Below are 26,580 nucleotides of genomic sequence, written 5' to 3' on the forward strand. Positions count from 1 at the left end.
AATAAAGGGAATGAGGATTATGCAAGAATGGGGCTTGTCAGAAGAGCTCAAAATACAAACAAAGCAAATGATTGAAATTGCTGAGAAAGAATTATCCATTATGAGACAAGCAATTGATAAAGAGGATGAATGTATTTTGTGCAAAATGGAAGATATTCATCATATGTTAGCAAACGTACAAACATTGGCAGCTACATACTATATTCAAGCGTATTTATCACCTTATACGGAAAGCTCACATTCTATTACAGCAACTGTCCAACATTTAAGTGCCCGAAAACACGGGGCTCTTATTGTTGTGGAAAGAAACGAGCCGCTTGACTCTCTCATTCAAACTGGAACAACATTACATGCTCATTTAACCTCACCGTTACTTGAATCCATTTTCTATCCAGGTAACCCTCTTCATGACGGAGCCGTTCTCGTTAAAAATAATCATATTGTTTCAGCTGCCAATATTCTTCCGTTAACGAAAAGCACAGAAGTTGATCCTGAGCTAGGAACACGTCACAGAGCTGCAATTGGTTTATCAGAAAAAAGCGATGCACTTATTTTAGTTGTCTCTGAAGAAACAGGCCGCACTTCATTCGCTTTAAATGGGACGTTATATACGATTTCTTTATAGGATCCATCTTTTCCTATAGAACAGTACAATAGGAAATGAAATTATATCGACTTACCGAAAAAAATGACAATAATCATACCAATAAAAAAGGCTGTTCCAAAATATTGGAACAGCCTTTTCTATTGGATCTTACTCTTCCCCGAAACGTTCAACAAGTGTTGCAAGTGTACGTACCATTGCACCTGTTGCTCCAGCTGGCCCTAAATCATGCGCTCCTGACGTTTCAGATGTTCCCGCGATGTCTAAGTGTACCCAAGGTGTATCTTCAGCAAATTCACCTAAGAATGTACCTGCCATAACCGCATGTCCTTCACGGCCTGGTGAGTTATTTAAATCGGCAAACTTACTGTTTCGAACGCGTTCTTTATCACGATCAAAAATCGGTAATTGCCAAATTGATTCATCTGTTTCCATAGACGCCTCTAGCACTTGCTCAAACAACTCTTCATTGTTTGTCATTGCGCCTGTCGTCTGATTTCCAAGTGCAACAATTACACCACCTGTTAATGTGGCAACATCAATAAGATAGTTTGCACCTAGTTTTTTCGCATACGTAATACCGTCAGCTAACGCTAGGCGACCCTCTGCATCTGTATTTAATACTTCAATTGTTTTTCCGCTCATAGATGTGATTACATCGTCTGGCTTAAATGCTGTACCACTTACAACGTTATCAGTTGATGGAATAACAGCAATCACATTTTGCTCTGGGCGAAGTTCACCGATAATTTCCATCGCACCTAATACAGACGCAGCACCGCCCATATCACCTTTCATACCGACCATGCCTTCACGTGGTTTTAAAGAATAACCACCTGTATCGTATGTAATCCCTTTTCCAACGAATCCAATGACATCTGTCCACTCTTCTTTTCCTTTATAAATAAGAGCGATCATTTTTGGTGGCTCAGTAGATCCTTGGTTTACTGCAAGTAACGCACCCATACCAAGCTCTTCCATCTCTTCTTTCTCAAGAACTTTATAATCCATATCATACTTTTCTGCTAACTCAACAGCATACTCAGCAAGCTTTGTTGCTGTTAATACGTTTGGTGGCATATTTACAAGTGTACGAGCTGAATTTGTTGCACGTCCATGTACGTAGCCAACTGTTAATGCAGCTTCAATTTCTTGTGCATCTTCCGCTGTAATAGCCGTGAACTTCTCTAGTTCCACACGATCCTTTTTATCTGATTTATACGTTTGTAACTCATATGTACCAAGACCTTGTACTTCTGCTGCAATATGAGCTACATCAATCGCATCCAATTTCTCTGTTACGAAAGAATCAAGCAAGATTGCTGCATCTTGTACTTTCGCTGCTTGTAACGTTTTAAACGCCTTACCAAGAGCAGAACGCAACGTTTCTGTCGTGTAAGACACTTTCTTACCTAAACCAACGAAATAATAACGTTTCACATTTGTTTTTCCTAAACTATGTACTTTTGAAATAGCTTTCTTCTTAGTAGAAAGTTCTTTCTCTTCTAATAAAACTTGTAATTGTCCTTCAAAAGCTTTGTCCAGTTCTTGTACAAAACTACTCGTTTTCTCTTCTTCAAATAAGGCAACGATTACCGCTTCATGGCTTGCTAATTCTTTTTGTACTTGAAACATGTTCAGACCCCCTAAATTTCTCTACTCTGCCTTTATTATAACTTTATTTTCGATAAAATGCGACAATTCTAACTTCTGTTACATCCTATATAATCCATATTTCTTCTATTTATAAAATAAAAAAGTCTAGCGTACTTCCCACTAGACTATCTTTGTTTTAAATATTGACCGCGAAACACTTGCATCGTTTCGTCTTGATTTAACATCGTTAACTCTTCTTCTGAAAACTTACCATTTCCGACTTTCACTACATACACATTTACTTTTTTCTTACCCCATTGGCTATAAACATCTTTCACCGTATCATAATATAGATCAAGACGGTTTCCTTTTATTGCACCGCCCTTATCAGCTACTACACCGTACCCATAACCTGGTACGAATAGAATCGTTCCAATTGGGAATACGCGTAAGTCCGCAGCTATTGTGGAATATAAATCCCTTTTCACCTTAACTCCTGAATATGTAATACCATACTCCGGATGCCCCGGTCTCTTACCAGTTGATTCAATTCCCGACGTATAACCTGTTGCAGTCATTTCAATTGAACGATATTTAGACCAGTCGTTTGCCTGCTCTAAAGCATTTATCACTTCTTTACTCGGAGCAACATTTCTCTTAACTTCTGCTGCATGTACTTCTTTTGCACTCGTTCCCTCATATTTCTTTACAATCTCTAATAAAGAAACTCCTGTGAAAGCATTCCATGTTACGCATAATGCGGATACAAGTAAACAAGTCATCATAATGCGAATACAATATCGTTTTAACATTTTTATATTCCACACTCCTTCATCGTTAATCATTCCCTATACGATGAAGGAATATGCAAAAAAATAATCCCCAAATGAATTGGAGATTAAAACATTTGATATCCGCTTTTCCGAAGTTTCTTAATGACAATTCCGGCTAAGGCAGCACCTACTAATCCAGTAGATAGAATAAACACATCTGCCTGCCCTAAATGCGATACACTTGTCCCAAATGAAGAGAATGTTTCTTTCGGCTTTGAAAAATAATCCCACACACTCGCCTTATTAATAATAAGTATACAAACAATCGGATACACAATAACCATTACCCATGTCGCTCGCAATATCATGTTGAGTAAAAATCCAATTCCAAAAAATAAAATGAAAAATAACATCATTGAAATAAGTAGTACCGGTATACTCACTCTTTCTCCCTCTCCTTCGTCTGCGCCGTAAATACGTGATAAGCTGTATAACCAAATTGCTCTCCTGGATCTAATGTTTTGTTCATCTCAAGATGTGGTTCTGATCTTCCTTCAAACAAATATTTGATAAGTACAGACGTATTTGGATCGTCCGCAATCGTATCTGGATGTAAAAATGCTACTTCAGACAATTCCTTCTCCTGTACAATAATGTTTTCTCCTTCAGGCTCCAAAAGGAAAATAATCATATTATCACTAATCTCATTGCGAATCACGCCCGATCGAACACCAATGATCCCCTTCACATGAGCGACGATACCTGTCTCTTCTAACACTTCACGTTTCACAGCTTCATCAACCGTCTCACCTTCATTTACAAAACCAGCCGGTAAAGACCATTTCCCCTTTAATCCACTGTATTTTTTCTTAACGAACAGCCACCTGCCATCTTTTGTAGCAACTAAACCACTAACAGCTAACCACACTTTCCCTCGCTTCTCCATGATGTAATACCCTCCTCTACTAGAACGGACAGAATATTCTTTCTTTTTTATATATTATACTATATTTTTTAAATGAAAAAAGCAGAAACAGCTCTTAGCCGTTTCTGCTTTTTCTACTATATATTAAAAGAACTTTAATTTACCTTTTTTAAGAACTAATAAAGGTCCACCTAATAAGAATAGGTAACGGTTATCGATAACTTTCTTCATGAAAGAAGCTTTCCAACCTGTTAACTTTTTGCCCATAACAACGCCCATTGCATCGTCATGACCTAAAGAACATACAGATCCTTTATTATCAAATGCGAATTTTTTCATTTCGCCCTTGCCACGAACTAACACAGTTAAGTTGTGTGCAATGTTGTAACCTTCTTGAATTGCGATTTGTGCCGTTGGTGGATATGGACGATTAATTTCTTCGTTAATGATTAACGCTGCGTCACCAACCATGAATACATCTTCGTATCCTGGAGCGTGCATGTACTCATCAACTTTTACACGTCCGCGCATTGCTTCAAAGCCAGACTCTTCTACAATACCGTTACCACGAACACCCGCAGCCCAAACTACTGTTTCAGACTTAAGTAATTCAGTATCATCACCGTTTGCAACGATAATACCTTCTTCAGTTGCTTCTTTAATTGCTGTACCGATGCGGAATTCTACGCCTTTTTTCTCAAGTTGTTTTACAGCATATTCTACTAATGCTGGATCGAAACCTGGAAGTGCTGTTGGAGCAGCCTCTACACAGATGATACGTGCTTTTTCACGTGGTACATTGTACTCTTTGCAAAGTTCTGGAACACGGTTTGCAAGCTCACCTACGTACTCGATACCAGTAAATCCAGCACCACCAACAACGATTGTTACTAACTCATCGCGTTGTTCAGCTGCATATTTAGCGAAACTAGCTTCCATATGCTCACGAATTTGACGAGTTGCATTAATGTTAGCGATTGAGAATGCATGCTCTTTTAATCCTGTAATTCCGAATGTTTCTGATTCGAAACCAAGACCGATTACTAAGTAGTCATACTCTAACTCGCCGTCTTTTAAGATAATGCGTTTTTCAGCAGCTTTAATTTCTACTACTGTATCTTGTACAAAGTTTACTTTATTTGTATCAATAACGTCTTGAATATCTAGACAGATTTTTTCATCTTGTAATGTACCAGCTGCGCTCTCGTGTAACCAAGTCGCTTGGTAGTGATAGCTGTTGTTGTTTACTAACGTAATTTCAGCTTCATTTACAGATAATGCTTTTTGCAGACGAACAGTCGTAATCATCCCGCCATAACCTGCACCTAAAACTACGATTTTTGGAGTCTTCACCAAATCACAACCCTTTTCTTTATATAATAGTAATGAAAAATAATACCAAGTACTAAAAACTCTATTTGTCAAGAATGTGGAATTTATCACATTCTATATCATAACAAAACGCAGTCAAAAAATCGTACGATTTTTGTCATAGAAATTTAACATAATACTTCCCTATATTAGTCGGTTTTATTCCAGAATTCAAGCGTCTGGCGAATTATCAATATTTTAAAATAACATAGCGTTTTCAAGGGTTTTTCAACCTTTTTTTCATGTATTTTCCTTTCACCATATTTTATACAATTAAAAAAGCATCTATGCGAAAACTTACACACAATTCAGTCGTTTTCGAAAGTATTATGAACTCAAATATGCTATCATTTATTTGAAAGTGTCATCATTTGCAGGATTTTCTTGTACATATGAACAATATATGAAATCAATATCAAAATTCCATCTATAGGGGGCATGAAAGTGGCAGAAAATCAAAAAGTTTACGACATAACAATTATTGGTGGTGGTCCAACAGGACTGTTCACAGCATTTTATGGCGGCATGAGACAAGCAAGTGTAAAAATCATTGAAAGCTTACCTCAACTTGGAGGACAATTATCCGCACTCTACCCTGAAAAATACATTTATGATGTAGCTGGATTCCCGAAAGTGCGTGCACAAGAATTAGTTGATAACTTAAAAGAGCAAATGAAGAAATTTGACCCAACCGTTTGTTTAGAAGAAGCTGTTGATACGCTTGAGAAACAAGCTGACGGTATATTTAAACTTGTTACGAATAAGCAAACTCACTATTCTAAATCAGTTATTATTACTGCTGGCAATGGTGCTTTCCAGCCACGCCGCTTAGAATTAGAAGGTACAGCAAAGTACGAAAAGAAAAACTTACATTATTTTGTTGATGATATGAATAAATTTGCTGGTAAGCGCGTCGTAGTATTTGGTGGCGGCGACTCAGCGGTTGATTGGACAATGATGTTAGAGCCAATTGCTGACAAAGTTACAATCGTTCATCGCCGTGATAAATTCCGTGCGCATGAGCATAGCGTAGAAAGCTTAATGAATTCCCGTGCGGAAGTAAGCACACCGTACGTTCCAGTTGAACTCATTGGTGATGACAATATTGAACAAGTCGTTCTTCAACACGTAAAAACGGAAGAAAAAATTATCATCGATGTGGATGATGTAATTGTAAACTACGGCTTCGTTTCCTCTCTTGGTCCAATTAAAAACTGGGGCTTAGATATACAAAAAAACAGCATTCTCGTGAACTCAAAAATGGAAACGAATATTCCTGGCATTTACGCTGCTGGTGACATTTGTACATATGAAGGAAAAGTAAAACTCATTGCTTGCGGCTTTGGTGAAGCACCAACAGCAGTAAACAATGCAAAAGCTTACTTCGATCCAAACGCAAAACTTCAACCGATGCACAGCTCAAGTATGTTTTAATATAGAAATGAAAAGAACTCCTTTTACGTGAAGGAGTTCTTTTATTATTGTGCTACCGTATCCTTCCAAAATATGTTACAATAAACAAGAACAAACGTTCTATTTGATAAGGGGGATATTTTAAAATGAAAGAACCTAAGATCGTAAAAAAAGAAGATTTCCAAGCAATCGGCGTTTCGATTACGACGACAAACGAAAAAGAAGCATCTACTGAAGGAAAAATCCCACAGCTTTGGAACCGATACTTCCAAGAACAAATGATGCATCACATCCCAAATCAACAAACGAAAGAAACATTCGCTTTCTATTCAAATTACGAATCGGATGAAACTGGTACATATCAATTTACGATCGGTATGCCCGTTTCTTCATTAGAAGACGTTCCTGAAAATATGACAACTTTAACAATACCTGCCGCTACATATGCGGTATTTACAACGAGAAAAGGACCAGTTGCTGAAGTCGTTTGTGAGGCTTGGGAATATATTTGGCAATGGTCGAAAGAAAACAAACGTGCTTTTACAACAGACTTTGAGCTTTATGATGAAAAAGCAACAGATCCAACCAACGTACAATTAGATATTTATATTGCATTAGCCTGAACGACAAAAAAGAAGATACCAAATGGTATCTTCTTTTTTGTCGTTAAATAGCCACTGTGCAAACCCAACATTATTGTCTACAATGAGAAAGTGCAGTATAGAAATATTAGAAACTGTATAAAACGATTGTTAATAGGTTTTTTAGTTTAAATTTGTCACATAGAAAGGAAGCAATATGGAGGAACTACAACAAAATAAATCTGCTTTAAAAGAAAATGCGAAACCGTTATTAAAAAATACAAATTTCCTTTTCCTTTGGGCAGCTACACTCTTTTCAAGTTTTGCCCTAGCCTTTTTTACTTTTTCACAAACCTGGTACATAGCAAAAACATTAAACCTTGAGGCTTCACTCGGTGTTGTTTTCGTAGCTCTTAGTGTTCCAAGGCTTATTTTTATGATTATCGGCGGTGCTGTAGCTGATAAATTCCCGAAAAAAAACATTATGTTTTACTCTAATATTATTCGTGCTATTCTTGTCGCAACCATCCTTACATGGTTCATCGTAGGTGATGTAACACTATATACATTTGCTTTATTCGCTTTATTCTTTGGGCTTGCTGATGCTTTTTTCTGGTCAGCTGATGGATCTATCTTGCCTGAACTTGTAGAAAAAAGCCGTTTAACACAAGCAAACTCACTTACACAAATGTCAAATCAAGCATCGGTCATCTTAGGCCCTGTACTGGGCGGAATTCTTATCAAATTTACGAACTATGAGACGATCTTTTCGATCACGATTTTATTACTAATTGTCGCAGCCATACTCGTTCAAAAAATACAATTTACGATGCCAGAACAGCAAAATACAGACAAAGGCATGTTCACTTCTATTAAAGAAGGAATTTTATATGTAAAGGAATCACCATTCCTTTCAACTTTCCTTCTTTGTAGCGCCTTTTTAAACTTATTTTTAATCGGTCCGATGCAAGTTGGTTTCCCGCTTTTCGTTAAAAATGTTCTGCACGGTGACTCGCTTCAGTTCAGTTACTTAGAAGCATCTGTAGGAGGCGGAATGGCAATAGGCGCTGTCATTGTCGGTTTAAAAAATATTAATCGTAGACGCGGTCTATTTTGTATTATCATGATGCTACTGTCTGGTGTATTCTTCTTATCAATCAACTTTAGCACCGTACTTTGGCAAGCATTATTAGCTGGCATGTTTTACGGTATTACAATTGCAATGGCTATCGTTCCGCTTATGGCGATGATTCAATCGACAGTAAAAGAAGAAATGATGGGACGCGTAATGAGTTTACTTATGCTCTCATCAATGGGCTTTATCCCGCTTTCTTATGCATTCACATCAATCGCACTTGCAATAGGACTTCCAATCGTAACCGTTATGAAAAGCGGTGCAATCGCCGTTATCGTCTTCGTACTCTTTGTAGCGATTCGTGTTCCAGTTGTAAGAAAGTTTGATTAACTACTTGGAGTCATGTGTTATACGCATGGCTCCTTTTTAAACGGATCAAATAACAGTATCCCCTTACTTCTTCTCACAGCTGCTCCCCATTCTAGTCCAACCTCTAAAAATAGATCCCGCACTGTACTATATAAGAGCGCCTTAACATTTTTACGGATTTCCCCGTATTTATACGCTCTCACAACACTCTTTACTCGCCAAATGAAATTTCCATACACTTCTTCATCAGCTAATATTTGCTCCAGTAAAACACCTTGCTCTAGTAACCCGCTCTTTTTATATGCAAGTTCCACCTTACTCCAAAATATATTAATCTTTTTCGGATTACGCGTCATTGGCACAAGTGCGTATATAAAAGGCTTCGGTATATCGTGACGGCAATACGTCTCATCAAGTTCGTACGTTTCTTTTCTATTCTCTTTTATTTATGGAATGTTTTTAAAAATAATTGTTTCCCCTTCACTTTTTTGCTCATTTTTACTACAGCCATCTACACGATCCTCACTTTCACATGCGGACAGTTTCATACGGTCATCCATGCGGTCAATTGCAGATGTAAGAAATACATATAAGTTCGCACTATATCCGCCGCGCTTATGTCTTTCTTTTGTCGCAACACGCTTTATAATTCCTAGTTCCTCTAACTTTGCAATTGAGCGGCGTACTGTACGAATGCTCTTTCCAACTTTTGTAGCAATCGTCTCCATTAACGGACAAGCAACTCCCACTGTTTTCTGTTTCTCATTCACCGCATACTTTCCTAAAAAATGAATGATGGTAGTATCCGTTTTATTTAATTCAAATCGATAGCACTTCAAAATTTGTCTTTGATATGTATTAAACTCTTCTTTACTTCGAAATTCACTATATGGTTTCATTAAATTATATAAGCTTCCCATTTTTATCACCTCATTTATAGGTAAGAGTCAGGAAGCAAAATTGGCGTGATATTTTAAATTTTTTTGGAGGTGACAATATGATCGTAATTAGCGCTTGTTTAGGTGGTATCGCTTGTCGGTATGATGGAAATGACAATCTCGTTTCAAAAATAGAGGAGCTACTGCAACAAGAAGATACAGTCCTCATTTGTCCTGAAGTATTAGGAGGATTACCAACGCCTCGTCCTTCAGCTGAAATTATTGGCGGGAATGGCGATGATGTTTTAGATGGGAAAGCGAAAGTGATAACAAAAGACGGTGAAGATGTTACAAAAGCTTTCGTGAGCGGTGCTTATAAAGCTCTAGAACAAATGAAAGATTTACATCCAGAATATATTATTTTAAAGGAACGCAGTCCATCTTGTGGTAGTTCTACGATTTACACTGGAGAATTTAACGGGAATAAACAAACTGGTTACGGGGTAACAACTGCTTTATTCAAAAGACATGGATTGAAAGTCATTTCAGAAGAGGATTTCGAGAATATAAAAAGGAATTGACCCTGTTCGTCAATTCCTTTTTCTTTCTTATTTTGCACCTAATTTTTCTTTCACTTTCGCAGGAAGCTCATCTTTCTTTACTTCTTCCCAAGCTGATACACCTTTTTTATTTGAGTGATATACACGTAAGAATGCTTCTTTACGAAGATTTTTTTGTGCATTAAATTCTAATTCTTTTTCTTTCCCGTCTTTATCAAAACCATTTAGTTTATATTCGTAATTTTTATACGGCTCACCATTATCAGATTTACCATTATACTCTTTTCCATCTACTGTAATTTGAACGTAATACTCGTCTTTACCCATACGATTTAAATCACAACCAACTAATAGACTTGCAAATACAACTAAAATACTAAAAAGTGCAATATATCTTTTCATTTCCTTCACCTCATGTGTTTTTCTTATATTGTTATCTTAAAGCCTAAGCTTTAAAGAAGAAATTCAAAAACATGACATGAACATTACACTTTTGTAAGATAATCATTATTTCTTCACTTTAGAAACCGTCATTCCGTCACCAATTGGACTGAGTACGGATTCTAAACTTGGATGAGTTGCTACTACTTCGTTATAAAAAGCCTTAAGGGAAATGAATTAATCATCCCCCTTAAGGCTTTTTATCCTCTATCTCTTTACTGCCAATTTTTTATGTACCTATTACCGCCAATAACGTCTTTCACGCCAGTTTCGCCACTTATCACAGATTTTATCACGTAATTTCCTTATACCGTTTATTACACCTTCTATTATGCATTCTATTATAATATCTATCACAAGGTATCTTATAACTCTAAAAATAGAACCTATAACGTACTTCAATATAAATTCAAAAATATCTTCCAGCATATATCTCCTCTTTCTACCCTTCAAATATAACTCAAACAAAGAGAACTTTAAAAGAAGCTCAAATAAATAATAATGCATAAGTTGAACAACTTAAAGCTACTTTAGCGGCTATTTTTTGTACCAACTGGCAGTTTCGTCTTCAATATATGAAAAGGGATTTCTAAATGATGAATTGAATATATACTTATTGTTTTCTAGCTTTCGAGCGAAAGTTTTTATATGTCCTAATTTAAAGTTTTCGAGGAGAGAAATACTATGAACCCTATTTTATTGGATGTTCCGTTACAAATAGAAACAGACAGACTCATTCTTCGGGCACCACTTCAAGCTGGTGAAGGGAATATCGTACACGAAGCTATTAAAGATTCCATTCGTGAATTAAAGCAATGGCTACTTTTATTCCAGTCAATTCCTACTGTTGAAGAAACCGAAATTCTCCTGAGAAATGCGCATATAGATTTTTTGAAAAGAGAAAGCTTTCGCTATCTTATCTACCATAAGGAGACGAATGATTTTATTGGAACGGCTAGCCTTCACGAAATCGATTGGAAGGTTTCTAAATGTGAAATTGGATACTGGATTAACACGCAATTTAGTGGTAATGGATATATGACAGAAGTAGTAAGTGCGTTAATAAACTTTGGATTTCAGTTATTCAAATTTAGAAGGATTGAAATACGATGTGAACGTAATAATACGAAAAGTCGTGCAATCCCTGAAAAACTAGGTTTTGAGCTTGAAGGGACATTACGTAATGAAGATCTTTCAGCTGACGGCAAACAACTAACTGATACTTGCATCTATGCAAAAATAAATTAGATTTTAACATTCGTTGTGCAACATATCTTAAAGTCGGTTTCTAAATTGGGAAGGCGACGTTTTTGATTTTTTACGACACAAGAAAAGACCTCCTTAACGATTTTATTTCATCGCTAAAAAGGTCTTTCTCTATTTCTGCTAAAAACTTAGCACTCTTCTGGCTTACCAGCATTCGTCGCTGTACGGAAAGATGATCCACATCCGCATGATGCGATTGCGTTTGGATTGTCGATTGTGAATCCGCCGCCAAGCATAGATTGTTTATAATCAATTTTTACTCCTTTAACAATTGGAGCACTTTCTGTATCGATAACAAATTCAACACCGAAAAACTCAAGAACTGTGTCGTCTTCTTTTGGTTCTACTTCAAATCCTAAGCCGTAAGAAAGGCCCGTACATCCGCCGCCATGTACAGCAAGGCGCACGTACTTCTCTCCATCTTCAGCATCTTTTAACATATCTTTAATTTGAAAAGCTGCTTGTTCTGTTACTTCAATCATGAAATACACCATCCTTTCTGTTCTCATTCTATTATACATCTTTACGCTTCTATCTTGTACTCATACACTCCGCGGCAAATTACTTCTGCTGGTCCTTTCATTAACACATTGCCTTCTTCTGTCCATGCAATCATTAAATCGCCGCCAGCTAAATGAACTGTAATTTCCTTACCATGTTCCATTTTCCCATTTAAAATAGAGGCTACAACTGCAGCACACGCCCCTGTTCCACAAGCTTGTGTTACACCAGATCCACGTTCCCAAACGCGGAAGTTCATCTCTGCATCATTCAAAATCTCGATGAATTCAACATTTACTCGCTCTGGGAACATTTCATGTGTCTCCAAGACTGGACCAAGTGTTGTAAGAGGCGCTTGTTCTACATCATCAACAAAAATAACCGCATGCGGATTCCCCATTGAAACAGCTGTAAATGCATAGCGATGATTATTGTATAAGAAGTTTTCACGAATAAATGGTGTTTCACCTTCACCAAGCATCGGTATTTCTGCACGTGTTAAACGCGGTGCTCCCATATCGATTTTTGCTAATGTAACTTTCCCTTCTTCTACCGTTACTTCCGCTGTTACAATACCAGCTAACGTTTCAATTGTGAAAACTGTTTCTTCTACTAGTTTATGCTCATACGCATATTTCGCTACGCATCGTAAACCGTTACCACAACTCTTTCCTTCTGAACCATCATTATTAAACATGCGCATTTTCACCGGAGCTACGTCAGATGGACAAATTAAAATCATCCCATCTGCTCCAATACCAGTATTAATATTGGAAACCTTTTCCGCCACAAGAGCTAAATCTTCTTCCGGAATTTGTTCTTCAAACATATTTACATATATATAACTATTGCCAAGACCATGCATTTTTGTAAAAGAAAATCGGCTCATTTGTATTCACTCCAAAAATAGTTTGTTATTTTAAGTATAAAATGCACGCTTTTAGAACACAATATGAATGTCCCCCGTTTCTCATATTTGACAACATTTGGCGATGAGCCATTCTTGCACAAATTGTGTAAGAAAAAAGCCCTTTTACAAGGGCCTTTTTTATTTATATACAATATTATCCTCCCCCGGGAAAGAAAATTTTATCTAATAGAAAAAGAAAAAGGTGCTGCTGATTGCAACACCTTAAAACATTGGATTTTCATCCAAATAATCATATACATTATTGACCAGTTCTTCTACTGTAGCACCTTGTACTACTTCACCATTTACAAGTGCAAACGGTCCTTCAAAACAAATGCCACAATATCCTAAACAACCATACTCCATTACATCTAAATTCGGATCTTTTTCTAATTTCTCTAAAGCTGCTTGTGATCCACTCGCAAGGTTACCTACACAAAATTCAATTAATGGTTTAATCAAAATTCTCCCCCCTGTACTACAAAACAAATTACCTTCTGACTCTATCTATTAAGAAGAAAACTAAGCTGTCTCTTGTTGTTTTCGTTATACATTCTAAACTATTTAGTTACTTCACTATTTCACTTCAAAGTAGATGGTCTTATTTTATATAACATGCTACCTGCAATGAAATAGTAACTAAAAAGGAAAAACAGTTTACTTTACTTTTCTTCTTATTGTACAACAGAGTATTCATTCATGCATTGTTATTTGTTCACAAATTCGATATAATTTGATTGAGTAAAGTCGAAATATTTTATTAATATAAAATTGTATGATTAGGGGATATTTCAACAGAAAAGGGGTAATCCATCATGAAACACCTCGTAATACTAGGTGGCGGCTACGGTGGAATGAGAATTCTGCAGAGGCTACTTCCAAGCAACCAACTTCCAGATGATGTACAAGTGACATTAATCGACAAAGTACCATATCATTGCTTCAAAACTGAATATTATGCATTAGTTGCGGGTACTATTTCAGAAACACATATTCGTATACCGTTTCCCGAGCACCCACGCCTCAATATTCAATACGGCACAATAACAAATATTGATCTCGAAGAAAAAGCTGTTCATCTCGATGGCGGCGAAGCGATCCAATATGATGATTTAATTATCGGTCTTGGCTGTGAGGATAAATATCATAACGTTCCTGGGGCGAAGGAATATACACATAGCCTACAATCGATTGAACAAACACGTAAGACATATGAACAATTAAATAGTCTAGAACCAAACGCAACAGTAGCTGTCGTTGGCGCTGGATTAAGTGGCGTTGAAGTTGCAAGTGAACTTCGCGAAAGCCGTTCTGATTTAAAAATTCACTTATTTGATCGAAAAGATAGAATTCTATTCCCATATCCAGAGAAATTAAGTAGATACGTAGAAGAATGGTTCGTAAAACATAAGGTTACTATTATACGAAACGCTAACATTACAAAAGTAGAACCAAATATTGTGTACAACCACGATGAACCACTTGAATGTGATGCAATCGTCTGGACAGCTGGTATTCAAGCAAATGAAGTTGTTCGAAACCTTCCAGTTGAACAAGATGGTAGCGGACGGGTTGTTTTAACAAAATATCACAATATTCCAAATAACGAGCACGTGTATGTTGTAGGAGATTGCGCAGCACTTCCACACGCTCCATCTGCACAACTTGCTGAAGGTCAAGGAGAGCAAATTGTCCAAATATTATTAAAACGTTGGAACAATGAACCACTTCCTGACGAACTACCTGTAATCAAATTAAAAGGTGTTCTCGGCTCTCTTGGTAAGAAGCACGGCTTCGGTTTACTTGCAAACCAACCATTAATGGGACGTGTACCGAGATTATTAAAATCCGGTCTTCTTTGGATGTATAAACATCATAAAGGTTAATACTTTACAAGCTGTCTACTAAGTAGGCAGCCTCTTTTATGAGTTACAATATAATTTTCAGACACATCTTTCTCAATATGGATAATGATTTATTTTTCATTTTTATATTAAAAACTATCGATGAACAGTGTATGCTATTTATAAGTTGTTTTATTTCCTTTAAGACCGAAGTCATTCGGTCTTATTTTTTTATGTTGTAAACACTTTTACAGGAGGTATTCCATTTCACTTATGAACTTAACGAAACTAAACAATCGAATAGAAGTAAAGAAGAAAGAATTGATCTATCTCGTTGAAAAGTACGGATTCACTCATGATAAAGTGATTTCTTTCAGTCAAGAATTAGATCGTTTACTTAACTTATTAATAAAACTCAAGACGAAGAAAAAACGTTGCTCTTTATAACCGTTATCTTCTCTTTTTTGATACGATATAAATAGAATCAGAAAGGAGCCATTTATGTTTATATTAAAAGACGTTACATACAAAGATATACTACACATTCCTTATTTACAGATTCAAAAAGAAAAAATTACATGTATTATCGGTGAGAGTGGGAGCGGAAAAAGTACATTGCTTCGCATGCTAAATGATTTACAATCTCCAACATCCGGTACAATTGAATATAACGGAAAGCTGATTTCTGATTATCCTCCTATTCAATTACGACGTGACGTAGTCATGCTTGGGCAAACTCCACCTATTTTTGATGGAACGATTAAAGACAATTTATTAATGGGACTTCGTCTTTCTGAAAAACCATTTCCAAATGATGATATTTTGCGAGGCGCACTAACGACTGTTAGCTTAGAAAAAAATTTAGAAGACAACGCCGATTCATTATCAGGCGGAGAAAAACAGCGACTTGCTTTTGCACGTATCGTACTTATGGATCCACCTGTTTATTTATTAGATGAACCAACCTCGGCACTAGATAGCGATACAGAACGCCGCGTTATGAAACAATTTACTATGCTAGCAAAAGAAAAGAAAAAAACAGTTATCTTCATCACACACTCACAACAACTTCCAGAAGAAATTGCAGACGATATTATTGAAATTAGCAAAACAAACGGTGCAACTAGAAAGGAAGTGCTCTCAGTTGAAGGGCGTTATTGAACTCCAAATTTGGCAACTTGCCGCTGCATATATTTTTATTCTTATTTTAATAGGTCTTGTAAAATTAAAAGGAATACCGCGTGAAAAACAAATTGCGCTCGCAACATTCCGTATGACGATTCAGCTCGTACTTGTTGCATATGTCCTTACATACGTATTTGAAAATAGTAATCCATTTTATACAATTGCTCTTATTACTTCTATTACTACCTTTGCCATTTTTAATATTTATAAACGAGTTAACATCCCGATGTCAAAAGACTTAAAACGAGTAGCCGCGCTTTCCATGGTTGCCGGATCAATCGGGCCACTTCTACTATTTATCTTTGTTATTATCGGGCATGATCCTTGGTATGCTCCGCAATATATCGTTCCGATTACAGGAATGTTAGTTGGAAATGCAATGACAGGTGTTTCTCTCGGTGCAAATACGTTCTTAAACAATATGAAATCGCAAAGAGGTCAAATTGAAGGAGCACTTATGCTCGGTGCAACACCGAAAGAAGCAACTGCTCCGCTCATACGTGACGCTTTTGACTCTGCTATTTTACCAACAATCAACTCCATGGTCGGAATGGGAATTATAAGCCTACCAGGCATGATGACTGGTCAAATCTTAGCTGGTGTATCACCATTTACAGCCATTCAATATCAAATCGCCATCATACTCGGTATTTCTGGGAGTACTGCCTTTGCTGTCATTATCTTTTTACAGCTTGGATATAAAACATTCTTTAATAAACGGTGTCAGTTAAAAGAAATTGACTATGGTGCGCGGTAAATGTTGCACTGTTCACGGTAAATAAAATTATATAGACTTACCGATAAAAAATGACAATAAAAAAGAGGAGGCTAATCGCCTCCTCTTTTTACTTACGCCTTCTTAACGAACTGTGATTTTAACTTCATAGCTCCGAAACCGTCGATTTTACAATCAATATCGTGATCGCCATCAACTAGACGGATACTCTTTACTTTCGTACCGATCTTCACAACTGAAGAAGTTCCTTTTACTTTTAAATCTTTAATGACAGTAACAGCATCGCCATCTTGAAGAACGTTTCCGTTTGCATCTTTTACAACTTTTGCACCATCATTATTTTCAGCTTCTGCTTCTTGGCCCCACTCATGAGCACATTCTGGACATACGAATAGAACGCCATCCTCATACGTATATTCTGAATTACATTTTGGACAATTTGGTAAAGTAGCCATAAATTCATTTCCTCCGTTCATTATTTATACGTAAAAATCAAAATTGATGTTTACATCTCGATAAATAAAATTTGTACAGCATTTCTTTATAGTGCCATAGTCTTACGTTATTGACAAGCCTACCTGGAATTCTCATTTATTATTGTATTTTACAAATTTTCAATTCGTATGGTGTTTCCAATAAAAAAAATGAACCTTCACAGGATTCTTCTTTTCAAAATGAACGAGTTTTCACTAGAAACTCCAACTATTTTCTTCAATATAAAATTGATACTCTTCTAACTCTTCTTCACTTAACTTTTTATTATTCTCATATACTTCTTGCCATTCAAAATAGTCTTCACTAAAATAAACAGCAAATTTTATTTTCACATTTTTCTTCTCTGTATAATCATAACCAGTAAACTCTACTACGTCATAATCTTTTTCTTTCTTCACAAACTTCCAAGTTGGATCATCTGTCATAATCTCTAAAGTAACACCTTCACTACTTTAGCGAACGACATTTTGTATATTTGATAATAAAAATGTTTCACATGAAACTATCTATATTTCGTATTACCTTACCTCTACACAGTACATGTAAATCCATTTCTTCAAAATACGAAAGACGCCCTTTTCAAAAAGGCGTCTTTTTACAGTTGAAAATTTACTAATATAAAAAATGAATTATTGAATAAATGAATTACCCATGGAACGAGTAAATTATTTGTTTTCTTATAAGTGTAGGCTAAACATATACCACCACCAAAAATATATAAAACACCACCTAAAGTAAGTGGATGCCCTAAAGTAAATATAAAAGCACTTATAACAATACTAGTAAGTGTAGAAAAGCGCTGAGATAATTTTGTGAAAAACATCCCCCGAAATAAAAGTTCTTCCCAAATCGGTGCGAAAATTGTGAGTACAACTACGTATAAAATGATTTCACTTTTAGTAGGCTCTATTACTATATTAGATTCATTCACACCAAGCCCATGTGGTAAAACTAAATTTAATACCGCAAGATATATAAGCAGTACGATCATCGTCATTACTATCGTTACATAATGCTTAAAATTATTGAACTGTATTGATTTTAATAAATGTGCACAGTAATTTCTTACTGGTGAGTATATTAAAATAATAGTAAGAAATGTTAAAGGCGGAATAAGATAATCTACATACCATGGATATAAGGAAGAGTCATATATAATGTTCAAAAAATCAATTCCATACATGACTCCAAAAATAATTATTATCATACTAATTACTTCGCGCATACTCATTTGTACATTCTTTTCTTCATATGTAGCTAATTCTGTATTCATCCTATCCCTCCAGTATAATTAAACCTTTTAATCCATTATATACCAATTCTAACACAAAAACAGACGATACAATCTAATGTATCATCTGTTTTTTTCCTACCATTTCTCTCTACATGTTTCAATTAAATGCAGTAAGTACTTCCTCGTCATATCTGCCCTTCTCCACCTTGAGAGCATTCGCTTTTCTTTTGGATTCTGCCGTATTCTCGCTACTTCTTTTAATAAAAGCCCCCATTCTTCCGCTGAACGTTCTAACAAGTATTGCAATCCACTATCTTTTGAAACAATTGTTTTATGATCCAGTGTATATAAAATACGGCCCATCGTAACGACAGCTGATTCTACCCACTCTTCTACGAAAAATAAATATGGCTGCTTTGCTTTTTCACTCCAGTATTGTTCTACGTTGTATTTCATCGTATTTACTACATCGTCCCACCTTATTTGAAACGAAAGATCTTCAGCTTCTTTCCCAGTAACTGTAATACCTTGATTTTTTAACGTCCACCATGTGACCGCATTAATATCCCAATGACCTATATTTGCTTTACCATCTGCACAATACACGTACTCATTCATTTCATCATTGTATTTTCCTAAATCAGCAAGCGGAATATACATACCATCCATTCTTTTACCTAACGTACTATCACTAAGTTTCTTATGAAGTTCTACAAGTTGCTGTTTTTCAGCTTCATTCACAGAATCACTTATTACCGTAACAAAATCAACATCGCTCGTTTCTGCATGAAATGCACCAAGTGCGATGGAGCCGTAAATATATACCCCGACTATCTTTTCGTCCAAAAAAATTTCTTTTAATTCTACTGTGTACCGCTCCATTAACTGTTGTACTTCCGTTGGTAACGCATACTTCACTCCATTTTTCACATCTATCCCTCCAATAAAAAAGAGCCTTTGCGAATTCGCAAAGGCTTCCTGTTTTATAAATATTTCTCGATTTCTTCGTAAACATCCTTCAAACGAGGATTTCCTTCTCCAACAACTTCTCCATTTACAAGAACGACTGGATAAAATAGATCTTCCTCCACTACGCGCTCTGCGAATGCTTTTTTATCTTCATCTTCTTGTTTTTCTTGAAAATCAATATACTCGAAATTAAATTTATTTTCTTGTCCTTCATATTTACGCCCAATTGCCGCTTGTAACCATTCAAACGTTTCTGTTGAAGATGGCATTCCAACGCAGCTTGCACAAATTACTTTCGTCCCATACACTTGCACATTAACCATTTCTTCTCCCCCACTTCTTGTTTCAACAGTATATTCAGATGTCTTAGTACATAAGCACATCATTTTACAAACTTATTCCCTACCCCTATACTGAAAAAACACGTTATAAACATGATAAAAAATTTCGACATTAAAACAAGAACAGAAAAAATAGATTTTCCCCTCTATCTTGATTATAATAAAATTGATGAAAGGAGTCGATAAAAATGGAAAACCCACATATGGAAGAACAAGTACTAGAAGTATTAGATAAATTACGTCCATTCTTACTTCGCGATGGCGGAGACGTTGAATTAGTAGACATTGAAGAAGGTATCGTAAAATTACGCCTTATGGGTGCTTGCGGAAGCTGCCCAAGTTCTACAATCACACTAAAAGCTGGTATCGAACGCGCATTACTTGAAGAAGTACCAGGCGTTATTGAAGTAGAACAAGTATTTTAATTAAAAGCGGAAGCGGCTCATTCAGAACAGGAGGTCATTGGAGCTCCTGACGAAGAGGCGCTTTTTGCCTCACAGGAAGGCGCGAAATGGCCGACTGTTCTAGCCGCTGAAGCTAGATATTAATCTAAAAGCGGAAGCGGCTCGTTCAGAATCGCTTCCTAGAAAGAGACCCAAATGGGTCTCTTTTTTTATTCAAATAACACTTCTCCTTTAACATCATAAAACAAAATTGGAAATCCTTCTCAAAAAGTGAGATAATTAATACTATAGAATCGTTCACACATATACAGAAAAAAACATAGGGGGACGACACATGCCAAGAATGGGAAACACTTTTTTAACAATTCAAGAACTAGAAAAGAAAAAAGAATATTTATTAGACCTTTCATCCGTTATACCAACATGGAATACAAGCTATCAATTTTTATTTAAAGAAATCCAGCAAGAATTATTGAGTAAAGTAAATGAAAAAATCGAAAGACATCAATTCATTTTAAATATATGTACAGATCAACAGGTAGGGGCATAATGTATTACATACAATTGTAGTATAAAAAAAAGAGACCTCACCCGGTCTCTTTTTTATTTTAAGATAGCCAATCTAATTTCCTAATACCTAACTTATCAACTGGTAAACGAAGTGATCCATAAAAGTGCTTCATAAATTGCTCAGAGCGGTTCACATCGTGTAAAATGGCTTCTAAGCGATCTCTATATATGCTTTTTTGTTCTTCATTTCCTGTTTGGTAATATCGTTCGACTGTTTCAAAATAGTGAAGTGGGAACAGGAGCCTTGCAAATAATAAGCGCCAACCAAAAGAGGATAGCGAATAATTTCGTTCATAGTCTGTAACAAATTGAACGATTGTTTGCTCCCAGTCTTTCTTTTTTTCTATCATCATATAGCGGATTAATTCTGCCATATCTCGAGTTGGGTGATCATACACCCAATCAAAAGGAAGTTTGAGGCGCTTCGTTTGATGCCATAATAAAGGTGTGAATCGTTCTTGGCAAATTGTTGCTGCATCAGTCATTTGCGGCGTATCATCCATCTCTGTATCGACAACATATTGAATTGCATTTTCTGCAACTCCTAAGTAATACGGGAAGGATTCAATAAACAATTGATCGAATACGTCTGTAGGGTGGTTCATCACTTGTGATTGCCAAAACTTTTCTAATTGGTCGAGTCTTTTTTCCCATAACGCTTTCCATTCACCAATGCGGCTTAATTGCTCGATTTCTTCTGGAAAGAATGCGCCTCGTTTATGGAATATAGAAAGCTCACTTCCTAATGATGTAGCATGTCGTTCTAACGCACGCATACCTTTTAATAAGCAGTAATTTTGTTCTTCTATCTCACATACATAGTAGCCGTGTATAGTCGGAACGAAAGTCGCTACAGTTATATCCCCTTGCTGGTTCATATAGTCACTGAGCTTTTTCATCTCTACAAGTACTTCTTCCTCCATTTCTCCAATTGGAACAAGTACATAAATTTTGTTGCGAATCCAAAAGCTTTTATAGGGGCCAAGGGGGATTAATTCTTTAACATGCATGTGATAATGCTCATAAATATGATGAATCATCGCAGTCGCCACCTATGGTTTTTCTTTATATATATGAGCTTGTGCTCGCCTTTCATTCCTATGCACATGATAAAGCAACGAAACGTATACAAATACTAAAAAGAAAAAAAGGTGATAAACATGAAAGAATCAAATCAACTACAAGAAAGAGCATTACAACTATTACAAGAGCGCGGTGTAACAATTGACGATATTGCTGAGCTTGTTCATTTTCTTCAAAAAAAATATCATCCAAATTTAGAGATGTCAGAATGCCGTTATAACGTTGAGCGTGTATTATCAAAACGTGAAGTACAAAACGCACTGATTACTGGTATCGAACTCGATGTTCTTGCTGAAAAAGGAATGTTAAGTGAGCCGTTACAAGATATCGTAAAACGTGATGAAGGCTTATACGGAATTGATGAAGTGATCGCACTTTCTATCGTTAATGTGTACGGCTCTATCGGTTTCACGAACTTTGGATATATCGATAAATTAAAACCTGGTATTTTAGAATTCTTAAATGATAAATCATCTGGAAAGGTGCATACATTCCTTGATGATATCGTTGGCGGAATTGCTGCCGCTGCTTCAAGCCGCTTAGCGCATAGAGCTGAGCATTCGGAATAAAATATGAAAGACCGTCAGTTTCATACTGACGGTCTTTCATATTCCATGAGCATAAATTCTCTTCCGCGGCTTAAAAAAATAGGACCTTGTTGAAAACCTATTTTTTTATATAGCGTAATCGCCCTTGTATTAAATGTCGCTACACTAAGTCGAAACATCTTCGGCTTATATTCTTTCGCTGCAAAGGCTATCCCAGCTTGAAAAAATATGTTACCCAGCCCTTTCCCTGTTAACGCTGGCTTCATGCCAAGTCCGATATCAATTACATCTTCTCCACCATATAAATGAGCATCTCTTCCACCTGGTACTTGTGCATTTTCCCCAAAACAAAAATAGCCGATAAACTCTCCCTTATCGTCACAACAGCCATAATACGTCCCATCTAATAATTCTTCTATTGCTTCTTCCTCTCCTGAAAAATTATACAAATCATAAGGTTCTTCATACGTCCACGTATTTATCTCATTTGCTTCTGCTACCGTTAACTTATGTATATCCATCCTTCTCTCTCCTAATCAAATATTCTATATATACTCATTCATTTTTCGCGCCTCATTTCCCTCTAATTGGAATATGCATAATTACATACGCACACCTATGAAACAAATGATACAATTTATTTGAATCGCTGTTGCTACACTTCTTGATCAAAGAAAAGGCGTTAAAACGGATATTAGCGCCTTATCGAACTCAAGCAATTGGCACATTTTGTCATCATGAAAGACACTCGAAAGAGTGTCTTTTTTTTATATCTCACAAGGACTTACTCATTTCAACATATAAACACATAAAATAATGTAACTCTTTACATGCATGAACCCTTTTCTCAAAGTTTTGAAGTAGACTCAAAATAAAAAAAGCACTCTTGGCTAGAGTGCTTTTTACTTTCAAATAAGGAGGTTACATAATATGGATAGTACTCTCGTATTTAATTTCGGCATTGGTATTGTCATCATTTTATTTGTTTTCTTTGTTCTTTGTATGAGTGGGGTATAGAAAGACGATTTTTGCCGTCTTTTTATACATATGTATCATTTGACTTCCGCAAAAGAAGTAACCATAATAGTTACATAAATAAAAAACTATTCACATATCCACAAATAGGAGGAAGAGCAATGAAACATGTAATCGTTTATGCACACCCAAATACAGAAAGCTTCAACCATGCAATTTTAGAAACGGTAAAAAGTGAATTAGAAGAAAAAGGTCATGAAGTACGCGTTCGTGATCTATACGAATTAAACTTCAATCCAGTATTAGGCGCTTCCGATTTCATCTCATTTTCTCAAGGAAATACACCAGAAGATATTAAAGAAGAGCAAGAGCACATCTCTTGGGCCGATAGCATTACATTCATTTATCCAGTTTGGTGGGCGGGACTTCCTGCTATTTTAAAAGGATACGTTGACCGTGTATTTAGCCATGGCTTCGCTTATGCTTACGGTGAAAATGGTATTGAAAAGTTATTAAGCGGTAAAAAAGGATTATTATTATCCACAATGGGAAATACGAAAGAAGCATACACAGCAGGCGGTATGTTTGAAGCAATGAAGAAAACAGCGGATGTTGGTATTTTTGAGTTTACAGGCATTGAAACAATTGAGCATACATTCTATACGAGTGTTCCTTCTGTGGATGATAATGTGCGTAAACAATATCTTGAAGAAGTGAAAGAGGTAGTAAATCGTGCATTCTAATAAAAAACTCCGGTTGTTAAAACCGGAGTTTTTTATTTCATCATTAATTTCGGAATATATCTTTGAAGAATGCTTTCTAATTCATTCATATCTTCCTGTCTAATAAGTAAATTCACATTGTCATTCATTTTTTCTCGCCCGCGATATAAAAATATATTTTCTTTTGGATTTTCCCATGTCGATGTTTTATAGCCTTTTAATTCTTCGTATGAATAAAAGTTTAATCCGTCTACTACACCTTTTTCATATATTTGTACACTTTTAATAAGATGGATAGCTATTAAAGTCATAAAACAACTTGCTACAACATAACTACCCGACTGAATAAGAAACTGTTCAGCTGTATCAATATCGCCACTTACGTACTGAGCATATATATACATACATTGTCCAATGAAATATGCTGGTCCAAGTAATGCAATCCAACGTCTCTTCACTCGTGGATATGTTGCAATAAGTTTTCCCACACTTTTTTTCATTTCATTTATTTTATATATCTTCCATAGAACAAAAAATAAAACACATAATGTAAAAACAAACATAATACATGACATCCAGTACACTCTAATTCCCTCCCCTCAATATCATTACATATAAATTTTACATTTTATATAACAATAGCACATATGCAATTATGCATAAAAAAACAGGTAACCACTTCCGGTTACCTGTTTTTCATTACATCTTCTCAATCCACTCCGTCAAGTTATGCACAACTTGCGTTGGTTGTACTTCATATTCTGTTAACTTCTCCACAGTTGTGACTCCAGTGTGGACAAGAAGCGTATGCATGCCAGCATTTACTCCCGCTAAAATGTCTGTATCGTAGTTATCCCCAACCATTAATGCTTCATCTTTTCCTATCTCAAGCACTTTTAACGCTTGTTCCATAATGATTGATTCTGGTTTTCCGATAAAGATTGGCTCCACACCTGTTGATACTGCTACAACTGATGTTAATGAACCGTTACCTGGTAATAATCCGCGCTCAGTCGGAATGGCAATGTCTCCATTTGTAGAAATAAACGTTGCGCCGTTACGCACAGCAAGACAAGCTTTTGCTAATTTTTCATATGTGATGTCACGATCTAAACCAACAACAACGAAATCAGGATTTTCATCCACAAGTTCAAACCCTTTTTCCACAAGCGCATCATGTAAGCCTTCTTCACCAATCATATATACCTTTGCATCTTGTTTACGTTCATAAATAAAGTTCGCTGTCGCCATACTCGTTGTGAATACTTGCTCTGCTTCCGCTGGAATATCGAAACGAACAAGTTTTTCTGCCACTTGTTCTGGTTTACGCGTCGAATTATTCGTAACGAATAAATAAGGAATGCCGCGCTCTCCTAATGCTTTTACGAAGTCGCTTGCTTCTTCAATTTGTTCTTCTCCGCGATACATCGTACCGTCTAAGTCAATTAAGTAACCTTTATACATCATTATGTCTCTCCTTCTATGCTAACGTTCTCACCTATCATACCACTCTTATATTACCCGCTTTTTCCAAAGAAAAAAACGCTTTACCTTAAAGCGCCCCATAACGTTCATTTTTTCTCTTTTACTTGGTAAGAACAACTACAATCGCCCTCACACATGTTTGCCAACGTCTTTACATCTGCTCCTGCAAATAAACGATTATACATCTCTTTTTCATCTTCGCATACTTGCGGGAATCTCTCTGCAATTTCTTTTAACGGACAGTTTTGTTTTTCAATTACGAAAGAGTTCTCTCCATCTCTCTTTATTTGAACCATATAACCATTTTTCTCTTGCATAGCTGCTATCTCTTGCACTTTATATGCTAAACTCTTCTGATTACTCACTCGCTTTTGCAACTGGTCTTCCATTCGCTTCGTTCTCTCTTTTAAAATGTGACTAAGTATTTTTTCATCACCCATTCGAGCTAAATCTTCTAGCATATCAATCGCAAATTGCTTATACTCTTTCGGGAATGTATCTTCTCCCTTTTCACTTAATCCATACAAATAAGTTGGTCTTCCGACATGTTGTCTTACCATCTTAGAATAAATGAAACCATCTTTCTCAAGATTACTTAAATGTCTTCGAATCGCCATTTCTGTAATCTCTAAAACATCAGCTAATTCCGCTACCGTGTGCTCTCCCTTTACTTTCAACAATTGCACAATTTCATCTTTCGTCGTACGTGCTTCCCCCATGCTTCAC

At 36.2% G+C, this 26,580-nt stretch carries 34 protein-coding genes and 2 pseudogenes; 14 read left to right on the plus strand and 22 right to left on the minus strand.

Annotated features, from left to right (window positions below; all coding sequences use genetic code 11):
* Nucleotides 1–19: 19 nt before the first annotated feature.
* On the plus strand, nucleotides 20–625 hold the full coding sequence (cdaS, locus tag ILS93_RS20565; RefSeq protein ID WP_001158734.1) for a sporulation-specific diadenylate cyclase CdaS: 606 nt from the start codon (nucleotides 20–22) through the stop codon (nucleotides 623–625).
* A 129-nt stretch (nucleotides 626–754) separates the two neighbouring features.
* Here the strand turns inward: cdaS and pepA are convergent, their stop codons facing one another.
* From pepA to ILS93_RS20590, 5 genes are all read right to left on the minus strand, one after another.
* Nucleotides 755–2,239, minus strand: a complete 1,485-nt coding sequence (gene pepA, locus ILS93_RS20570; protein ID WP_064476309.1) for a cytosol aminopeptidase — start codon at nucleotides 2,237–2,239, stop codon at nucleotides 755–757.
* Nucleotides 2,240–2,385: 146 nt separating this feature from the next.
* Nucleotides 2,386–3,012, minus strand: coding sequence for a 3D domain-containing protein (locus ILS93_RS20575; protein ID WP_000920109.1), 627 nt, complete (start codon nucleotides 3,010–3,012; stop codon nucleotides 2,386–2,388).
* Nucleotides 3,013–3,098: 86 nt separating this feature from the next.
* A complete protein-coding gene (locus tag ILS93_RS20580; RefSeq protein ID WP_000027007.1) occupies nucleotides 3,099–3,416 on the minus strand; it encodes a YuiB family protein in 318 nt (105 codons plus the stop codon).
* Complete coding sequence (locus ILS93_RS20585; RefSeq protein WP_064476308.1) at nucleotides 3,413–3,919, minus strand: NUDIX hydrolase; 507 nt, start codon at nucleotides 3,917–3,919, stop codon at nucleotides 3,413–3,415. The genes ILS93_RS20580 and ILS93_RS20585 overlap by 4 nt, the downstream gene beginning before the upstream one ends.
* Before the next feature lie 123 nt (nucleotides 3,920–4,042).
* Complete coding sequence (locus ILS93_RS20590) at nucleotides 4,043–5,251, minus strand: NAD(P)/FAD-dependent oxidoreductase (RefSeq protein WP_142289306.1); 1,209 nt, start codon at nucleotides 5,249–5,251, stop codon at nucleotides 4,043–4,045.
* A gap of 462 nt (nucleotides 5,252–5,713) precedes the next feature.
* Here ILS93_RS20590 and ILS93_RS20595 point away from each other — a divergent pair, with 462 nt between their 5' ends.
* From ILS93_RS20595 to ILS93_RS20605, 3 genes are all read left to right on the plus strand, one after another.
* Nucleotides 5,714–6,703, plus strand: a complete 990-nt coding sequence (locus ILS93_RS20595; protein ID WP_000829782.1) for an NAD(P)/FAD-dependent oxidoreductase — start codon at nucleotides 5,714–5,716, stop codon at nucleotides 6,701–6,703.
* A gap of 125 nt (nucleotides 6,704–6,828) precedes the next feature.
* On the plus strand, nucleotides 6,829–7,305 hold the full coding sequence (locus ILS93_RS20600) for a GyrI-like domain-containing protein (protein WP_149173739.1): 477 nt from the start codon (nucleotides 6,829–6,831) through the stop codon (nucleotides 7,303–7,305).
* Between the two features lie 175 nt (nucleotides 7,306–7,480).
* On the plus strand, nucleotides 7,481–8,728 hold the full coding sequence (locus ILS93_RS20605; protein WP_064476305.1) for an MFS transporter: 1,248 nt from the start codon (nucleotides 7,481–7,483) through the stop codon (nucleotides 8,726–8,728).
* 17 nt (nucleotides 8,729–8,745) lie between these two features.
* Here ILS93_RS20605 and ILS93_RS20610 read toward each other — a convergent pair.
* Nucleotides 8,746–9,627, minus strand: a pseudogene (locus ILS93_RS20610) (helix-turn-helix domain-containing protein).
* Nucleotides 9,628–9,704: 77 nt separating this feature from the next.
* Between ILS93_RS20610 and ILS93_RS20615 the strand changes: the two are divergent.
* Complete coding sequence (locus tag ILS93_RS20615) at nucleotides 9,705–10,166, plus strand: 2-thiouracil desulfurase family protein (protein WP_064476303.1); 462 nt, start codon at nucleotides 9,705–9,707, stop codon at nucleotides 10,164–10,166.
* 27 nt (nucleotides 10,167–10,193) lie between these two features.
* Here the strand turns inward: ILS93_RS20615 and ILS93_RS20620 are convergent, their stop codons facing one another.
* From ILS93_RS20620 to ILS93_RS20630, 3 genes are all read right to left on the minus strand, one after another.
* The gene (locus tag ILS93_RS20620) at nucleotides 10,194–10,547 is read right to left on the minus strand and encodes a YxeA family protein (protein WP_064476302.1); all 354 of its coding nucleotides are present in this window, start codon (nucleotides 10,545–10,547) and stop codon (nucleotides 10,194–10,196) included.
* Between the two features lie 105 nt (nucleotides 10,548–10,652).
* Nucleotides 10,653–10,760 carry a methyltransferase gene (locus ILS93_RS20625; protein WP_081257367.1) on the minus strand — a complete coding sequence of 36 codons (108 nt, stop codon included), beginning with the start codon at nucleotides 10,758–10,760 and terminating at the stop codon, nucleotides 10,653–10,655.
* Nucleotides 10,761–10,826: 66 nt separating this feature from the next.
* Entirely contained in the window at nucleotides 10,827–11,015 is a 189-nt protein-coding gene (locus ILS93_RS20630; protein ID WP_064476301.1) for a hypothetical protein, read from the minus strand.
* A gap of 255 nt (nucleotides 11,016–11,270) precedes the next feature.
* Between ILS93_RS20630 and ILS93_RS20635 the strand changes: the two genes are divergently transcribed.
* A complete protein-coding gene (locus ILS93_RS20635) occupies nucleotides 11,271–11,834 on the plus strand; it encodes a GNAT family N-acetyltransferase (protein ID WP_064476300.1) in 564 nt (187 codons plus the stop codon).
* Nucleotides 11,835–11,980: 146 nt separating this feature from the next.
* On the opposite strand, the gene ILS93_RS20640 is transcribed toward ILS93_RS20635, so the two are convergent.
* The 3 genes from ILS93_RS20640 to ILS93_RS20650 form a co-directional block, all read right to left on the minus strand.
* Nucleotides 11,981–12,334, minus strand: a complete 354-nt coding sequence (locus ILS93_RS20640) for a HesB/IscA family protein (protein WP_000573830.1) — start codon at nucleotides 12,332–12,334, stop codon at nucleotides 11,981–11,983.
* 41 nt (nucleotides 12,335–12,375) lie between these two features.
* Nucleotides 12,376–13,242 carry a diaminopimelate epimerase gene (dapF, locus tag ILS93_RS20645; RefSeq protein WP_064476299.1) on the minus strand — a complete coding sequence of 289 codons (867 nt, stop codon included), beginning with the start codon at nucleotides 13,240–13,242 and terminating at the stop codon, nucleotides 12,376–12,378.
* A gap of 243 nt (nucleotides 13,243–13,485) precedes the next feature.
* The gene (locus ILS93_RS20650; protein ID WP_000595025.1) at nucleotides 13,486–13,725 is read right to left on the minus strand and encodes a YuzB family protein; all 240 of its coding nucleotides are present in this window, start codon (nucleotides 13,723–13,725) and stop codon (nucleotides 13,486–13,488) included.
* Between the two features lie 353 nt (nucleotides 13,726–14,078).
* Between ILS93_RS20650 and ILS93_RS20655 the strand changes: the two genes are divergently transcribed.
* The 4 genes from ILS93_RS20655 to ILS93_RS20670 all read left to right on the plus strand — a co-directional run bounded on the left by ILS93_RS20655 (nucleotide 14,079) and on the right by ILS93_RS20670 (nucleotide 17,049).
* Nucleotides 14,079–15,149, plus strand: a complete 1,071-nt coding sequence (locus ILS93_RS20655) for an NAD(P)/FAD-dependent oxidoreductase (protein ID WP_222661201.1) — start codon at nucleotides 14,079–14,081, stop codon at nucleotides 15,147–15,149.
* 231 nt (nucleotides 15,150–15,380) lie between these two features.
* On the plus strand, nucleotides 15,381–15,554 hold the full coding sequence (locus ILS93_RS20660; protein ID WP_063222111.1) for an aspartyl-phosphate phosphatase Spo0E family protein: 174 nt from the start codon (nucleotides 15,381–15,383) through the stop codon (nucleotides 15,552–15,554).
* A gap of 54 nt (nucleotides 15,555–15,608) precedes the next feature.
* On the plus strand, nucleotides 15,609–16,268 hold the full coding sequence (locus ILS93_RS20665; protein ID WP_076541849.1) for an ABC transporter ATP-binding protein: 660 nt from the start codon (nucleotides 15,609–15,611) through the stop codon (nucleotides 16,266–16,268).
* Nucleotides 16,252–17,049, plus strand: coding sequence for an ABC transporter permease (locus tag ILS93_RS20670; protein ID WP_000679243.1), 798 nt, complete (start codon nucleotides 16,252–16,254; stop codon nucleotides 17,047–17,049). The genes ILS93_RS20665 and ILS93_RS20670 overlap by 17 nt, the downstream gene beginning before the upstream one ends.
* Nucleotides 17,050–17,141: 92 nt before the next feature.
* Here the strand turns inward: ILS93_RS20670 and phnA are convergent, their stop codons facing one another.
* From phnA to ILS93_RS20695, 5 genes and pseudogenes are all read right to left on the minus strand, one after another.
* A complete protein-coding gene (gene phnA, locus ILS93_RS20675; RefSeq protein WP_000212737.1) occupies nucleotides 17,142–17,483 on the minus strand; it encodes an alkylphosphonate utilization operon protein PhnA in 342 nt (113 codons plus the stop codon).
* Nucleotides 17,484–17,717: 234 nt separating this feature from the next.
* Nucleotides 17,718–17,999 (minus strand): annotated as a pseudogene (locus ILS93_RS20680) (DUF2628 domain-containing protein); the annotation flags it as partial.
* Nucleotides 18,000–18,118: 119 nt separating this feature from the next.
* Nucleotides 18,119–18,796: a CPBP family intramembrane glutamic endopeptidase gene (locus ILS93_RS20685; RefSeq protein WP_088046863.1), complete on the minus strand. Its 678-nt coding sequence runs from the start codon at nucleotides 18,794–18,796 to the stop codon at nucleotides 18,119–18,121.
* Between the two features lie 96 nt (nucleotides 18,797–18,892).
* The gene (locus tag ILS93_RS20690) at nucleotides 18,893–19,687 is read right to left on the minus strand and encodes a nucleotidyltransferase domain-containing protein (protein WP_064476295.1); all 795 of its coding nucleotides are present in this window, start codon (nucleotides 19,685–19,687) and stop codon (nucleotides 18,893–18,895) included.
* A 53-nt stretch (nucleotides 19,688–19,740) separates the two neighbouring features.
* Nucleotides 19,741–20,049, minus strand: coding sequence for a YuzD family protein (locus ILS93_RS20695; protein ID WP_048561653.1), 309 nt, complete (start codon nucleotides 20,047–20,049; stop codon nucleotides 19,741–19,743).
* 206 nt (nucleotides 20,050–20,255) lie between these two features.
* Here ILS93_RS20695 and ILS93_RS20700 point away from each other — a divergent pair, with 206 nt between their 5' ends.
* Together ILS93_RS20700 and ILS93_RS20705 are read left to right on the plus strand one after the other, a co-directional pair.
* On the plus strand, nucleotides 20,256–20,492 hold the full coding sequence (locus ILS93_RS20700) for a NifU family protein (protein WP_000431158.1): 237 nt from the start codon (nucleotides 20,256–20,258) through the stop codon (nucleotides 20,490–20,492).
* A gap of 313 nt (nucleotides 20,493–20,805) precedes the next feature.
* Entirely contained in the window at nucleotides 20,806–21,021 is a 216-nt protein-coding gene (locus ILS93_RS20705; protein ID WP_064476294.1) for a hypothetical protein, read from the plus strand.
* Between the two features lie 58 nt (nucleotides 21,022–21,079).
* Here the strand turns inward: ILS93_RS20705 and yutH are convergent, their stop codons facing one another.
* Complete coding sequence (yutH, locus tag ILS93_RS20710) at nucleotides 21,080–22,081, minus strand: spore coat putative kinase YutH (RefSeq protein ID WP_000581260.1); 1,002 nt, start codon at nucleotides 22,079–22,081, stop codon at nucleotides 21,080–21,082.
* Between the two features lie 120 nt (nucleotides 22,082–22,201).
* Between yutH and ILS93_RS20715 the strand changes: the two genes are divergently transcribed.
* On the plus strand, nucleotides 22,202–22,693 hold the full coding sequence (locus tag ILS93_RS20715) for a phosphatidylglycerophosphatase A family protein (protein ID WP_000665100.1): 492 nt from the start codon (nucleotides 22,202–22,204) through the stop codon (nucleotides 22,691–22,693).
* A 20-nt stretch (nucleotides 22,694–22,713) separates the two neighbouring features.
* On the opposite strand, the gene ILS93_RS20720 is transcribed toward ILS93_RS20715, so the two are convergent.
* Nucleotides 22,714–23,193: a GNAT family N-acetyltransferase gene (locus tag ILS93_RS20720; protein WP_088046861.1), complete on the minus strand. Its 480-nt coding sequence runs from the start codon at nucleotides 23,191–23,193 to the stop codon at nucleotides 22,714–22,716.
* A gap of 615 nt (nucleotides 23,194–23,808) precedes the next feature.
* Between ILS93_RS20720 and ILS93_RS20725 the strand changes: the two genes are divergently transcribed.
* Complete coding sequence (locus tag ILS93_RS20725; RefSeq protein WP_064476293.1) at nucleotides 23,809–24,390, plus strand: NAD(P)H-dependent oxidoreductase; 582 nt, start codon at nucleotides 23,809–23,811, stop codon at nucleotides 24,388–24,390.
* Nucleotides 24,391–24,422: 32 nt separating this feature from the next.
* Here ILS93_RS20725 and ILS93_RS20730 read toward each other — a convergent pair whose 3' ends face one another.
* The 3 genes from ILS93_RS20730 to ILS93_RS20740 form a co-directional block, all read right to left on the minus strand.
* The gene (locus tag ILS93_RS20730) at nucleotides 24,423–24,953 is read right to left on the minus strand and encodes a hypothetical protein (protein ID WP_064476292.1); all 531 of its coding nucleotides are present in this window, start codon (nucleotides 24,951–24,953) and stop codon (nucleotides 24,423–24,425) included.
* Between the two features lie 115 nt (nucleotides 24,954–25,068).
* A complete protein-coding gene (locus ILS93_RS20735) occupies nucleotides 25,069–25,833 on the minus strand; it encodes a TIGR01457 family HAD-type hydrolase (protein ID WP_222661351.1) in 765 nt (254 codons plus the stop codon).
* Between the two features lie 107 nt (nucleotides 25,834–25,940).
* Complete coding sequence (locus ILS93_RS20740; protein ID WP_064476291.1) at nucleotides 25,941–26,573, minus strand: helix-turn-helix transcriptional regulator; 633 nt, start codon at nucleotides 26,571–26,573, stop codon at nucleotides 25,941–25,943.
* Nucleotides 26,574–26,580 lie beyond the last annotated feature (7 nt).

The sequence above is a fragment of the Bacillus sp. 16GRE42 genome (assembly GCF_019837435.1).
In the GTDB taxonomy this organism is placed as follows: Bacteria; Bacillota; Bacilli; order Bacillales; family Bacillaceae_G; genus Bacillus_A; species Bacillus_A wiedmannii.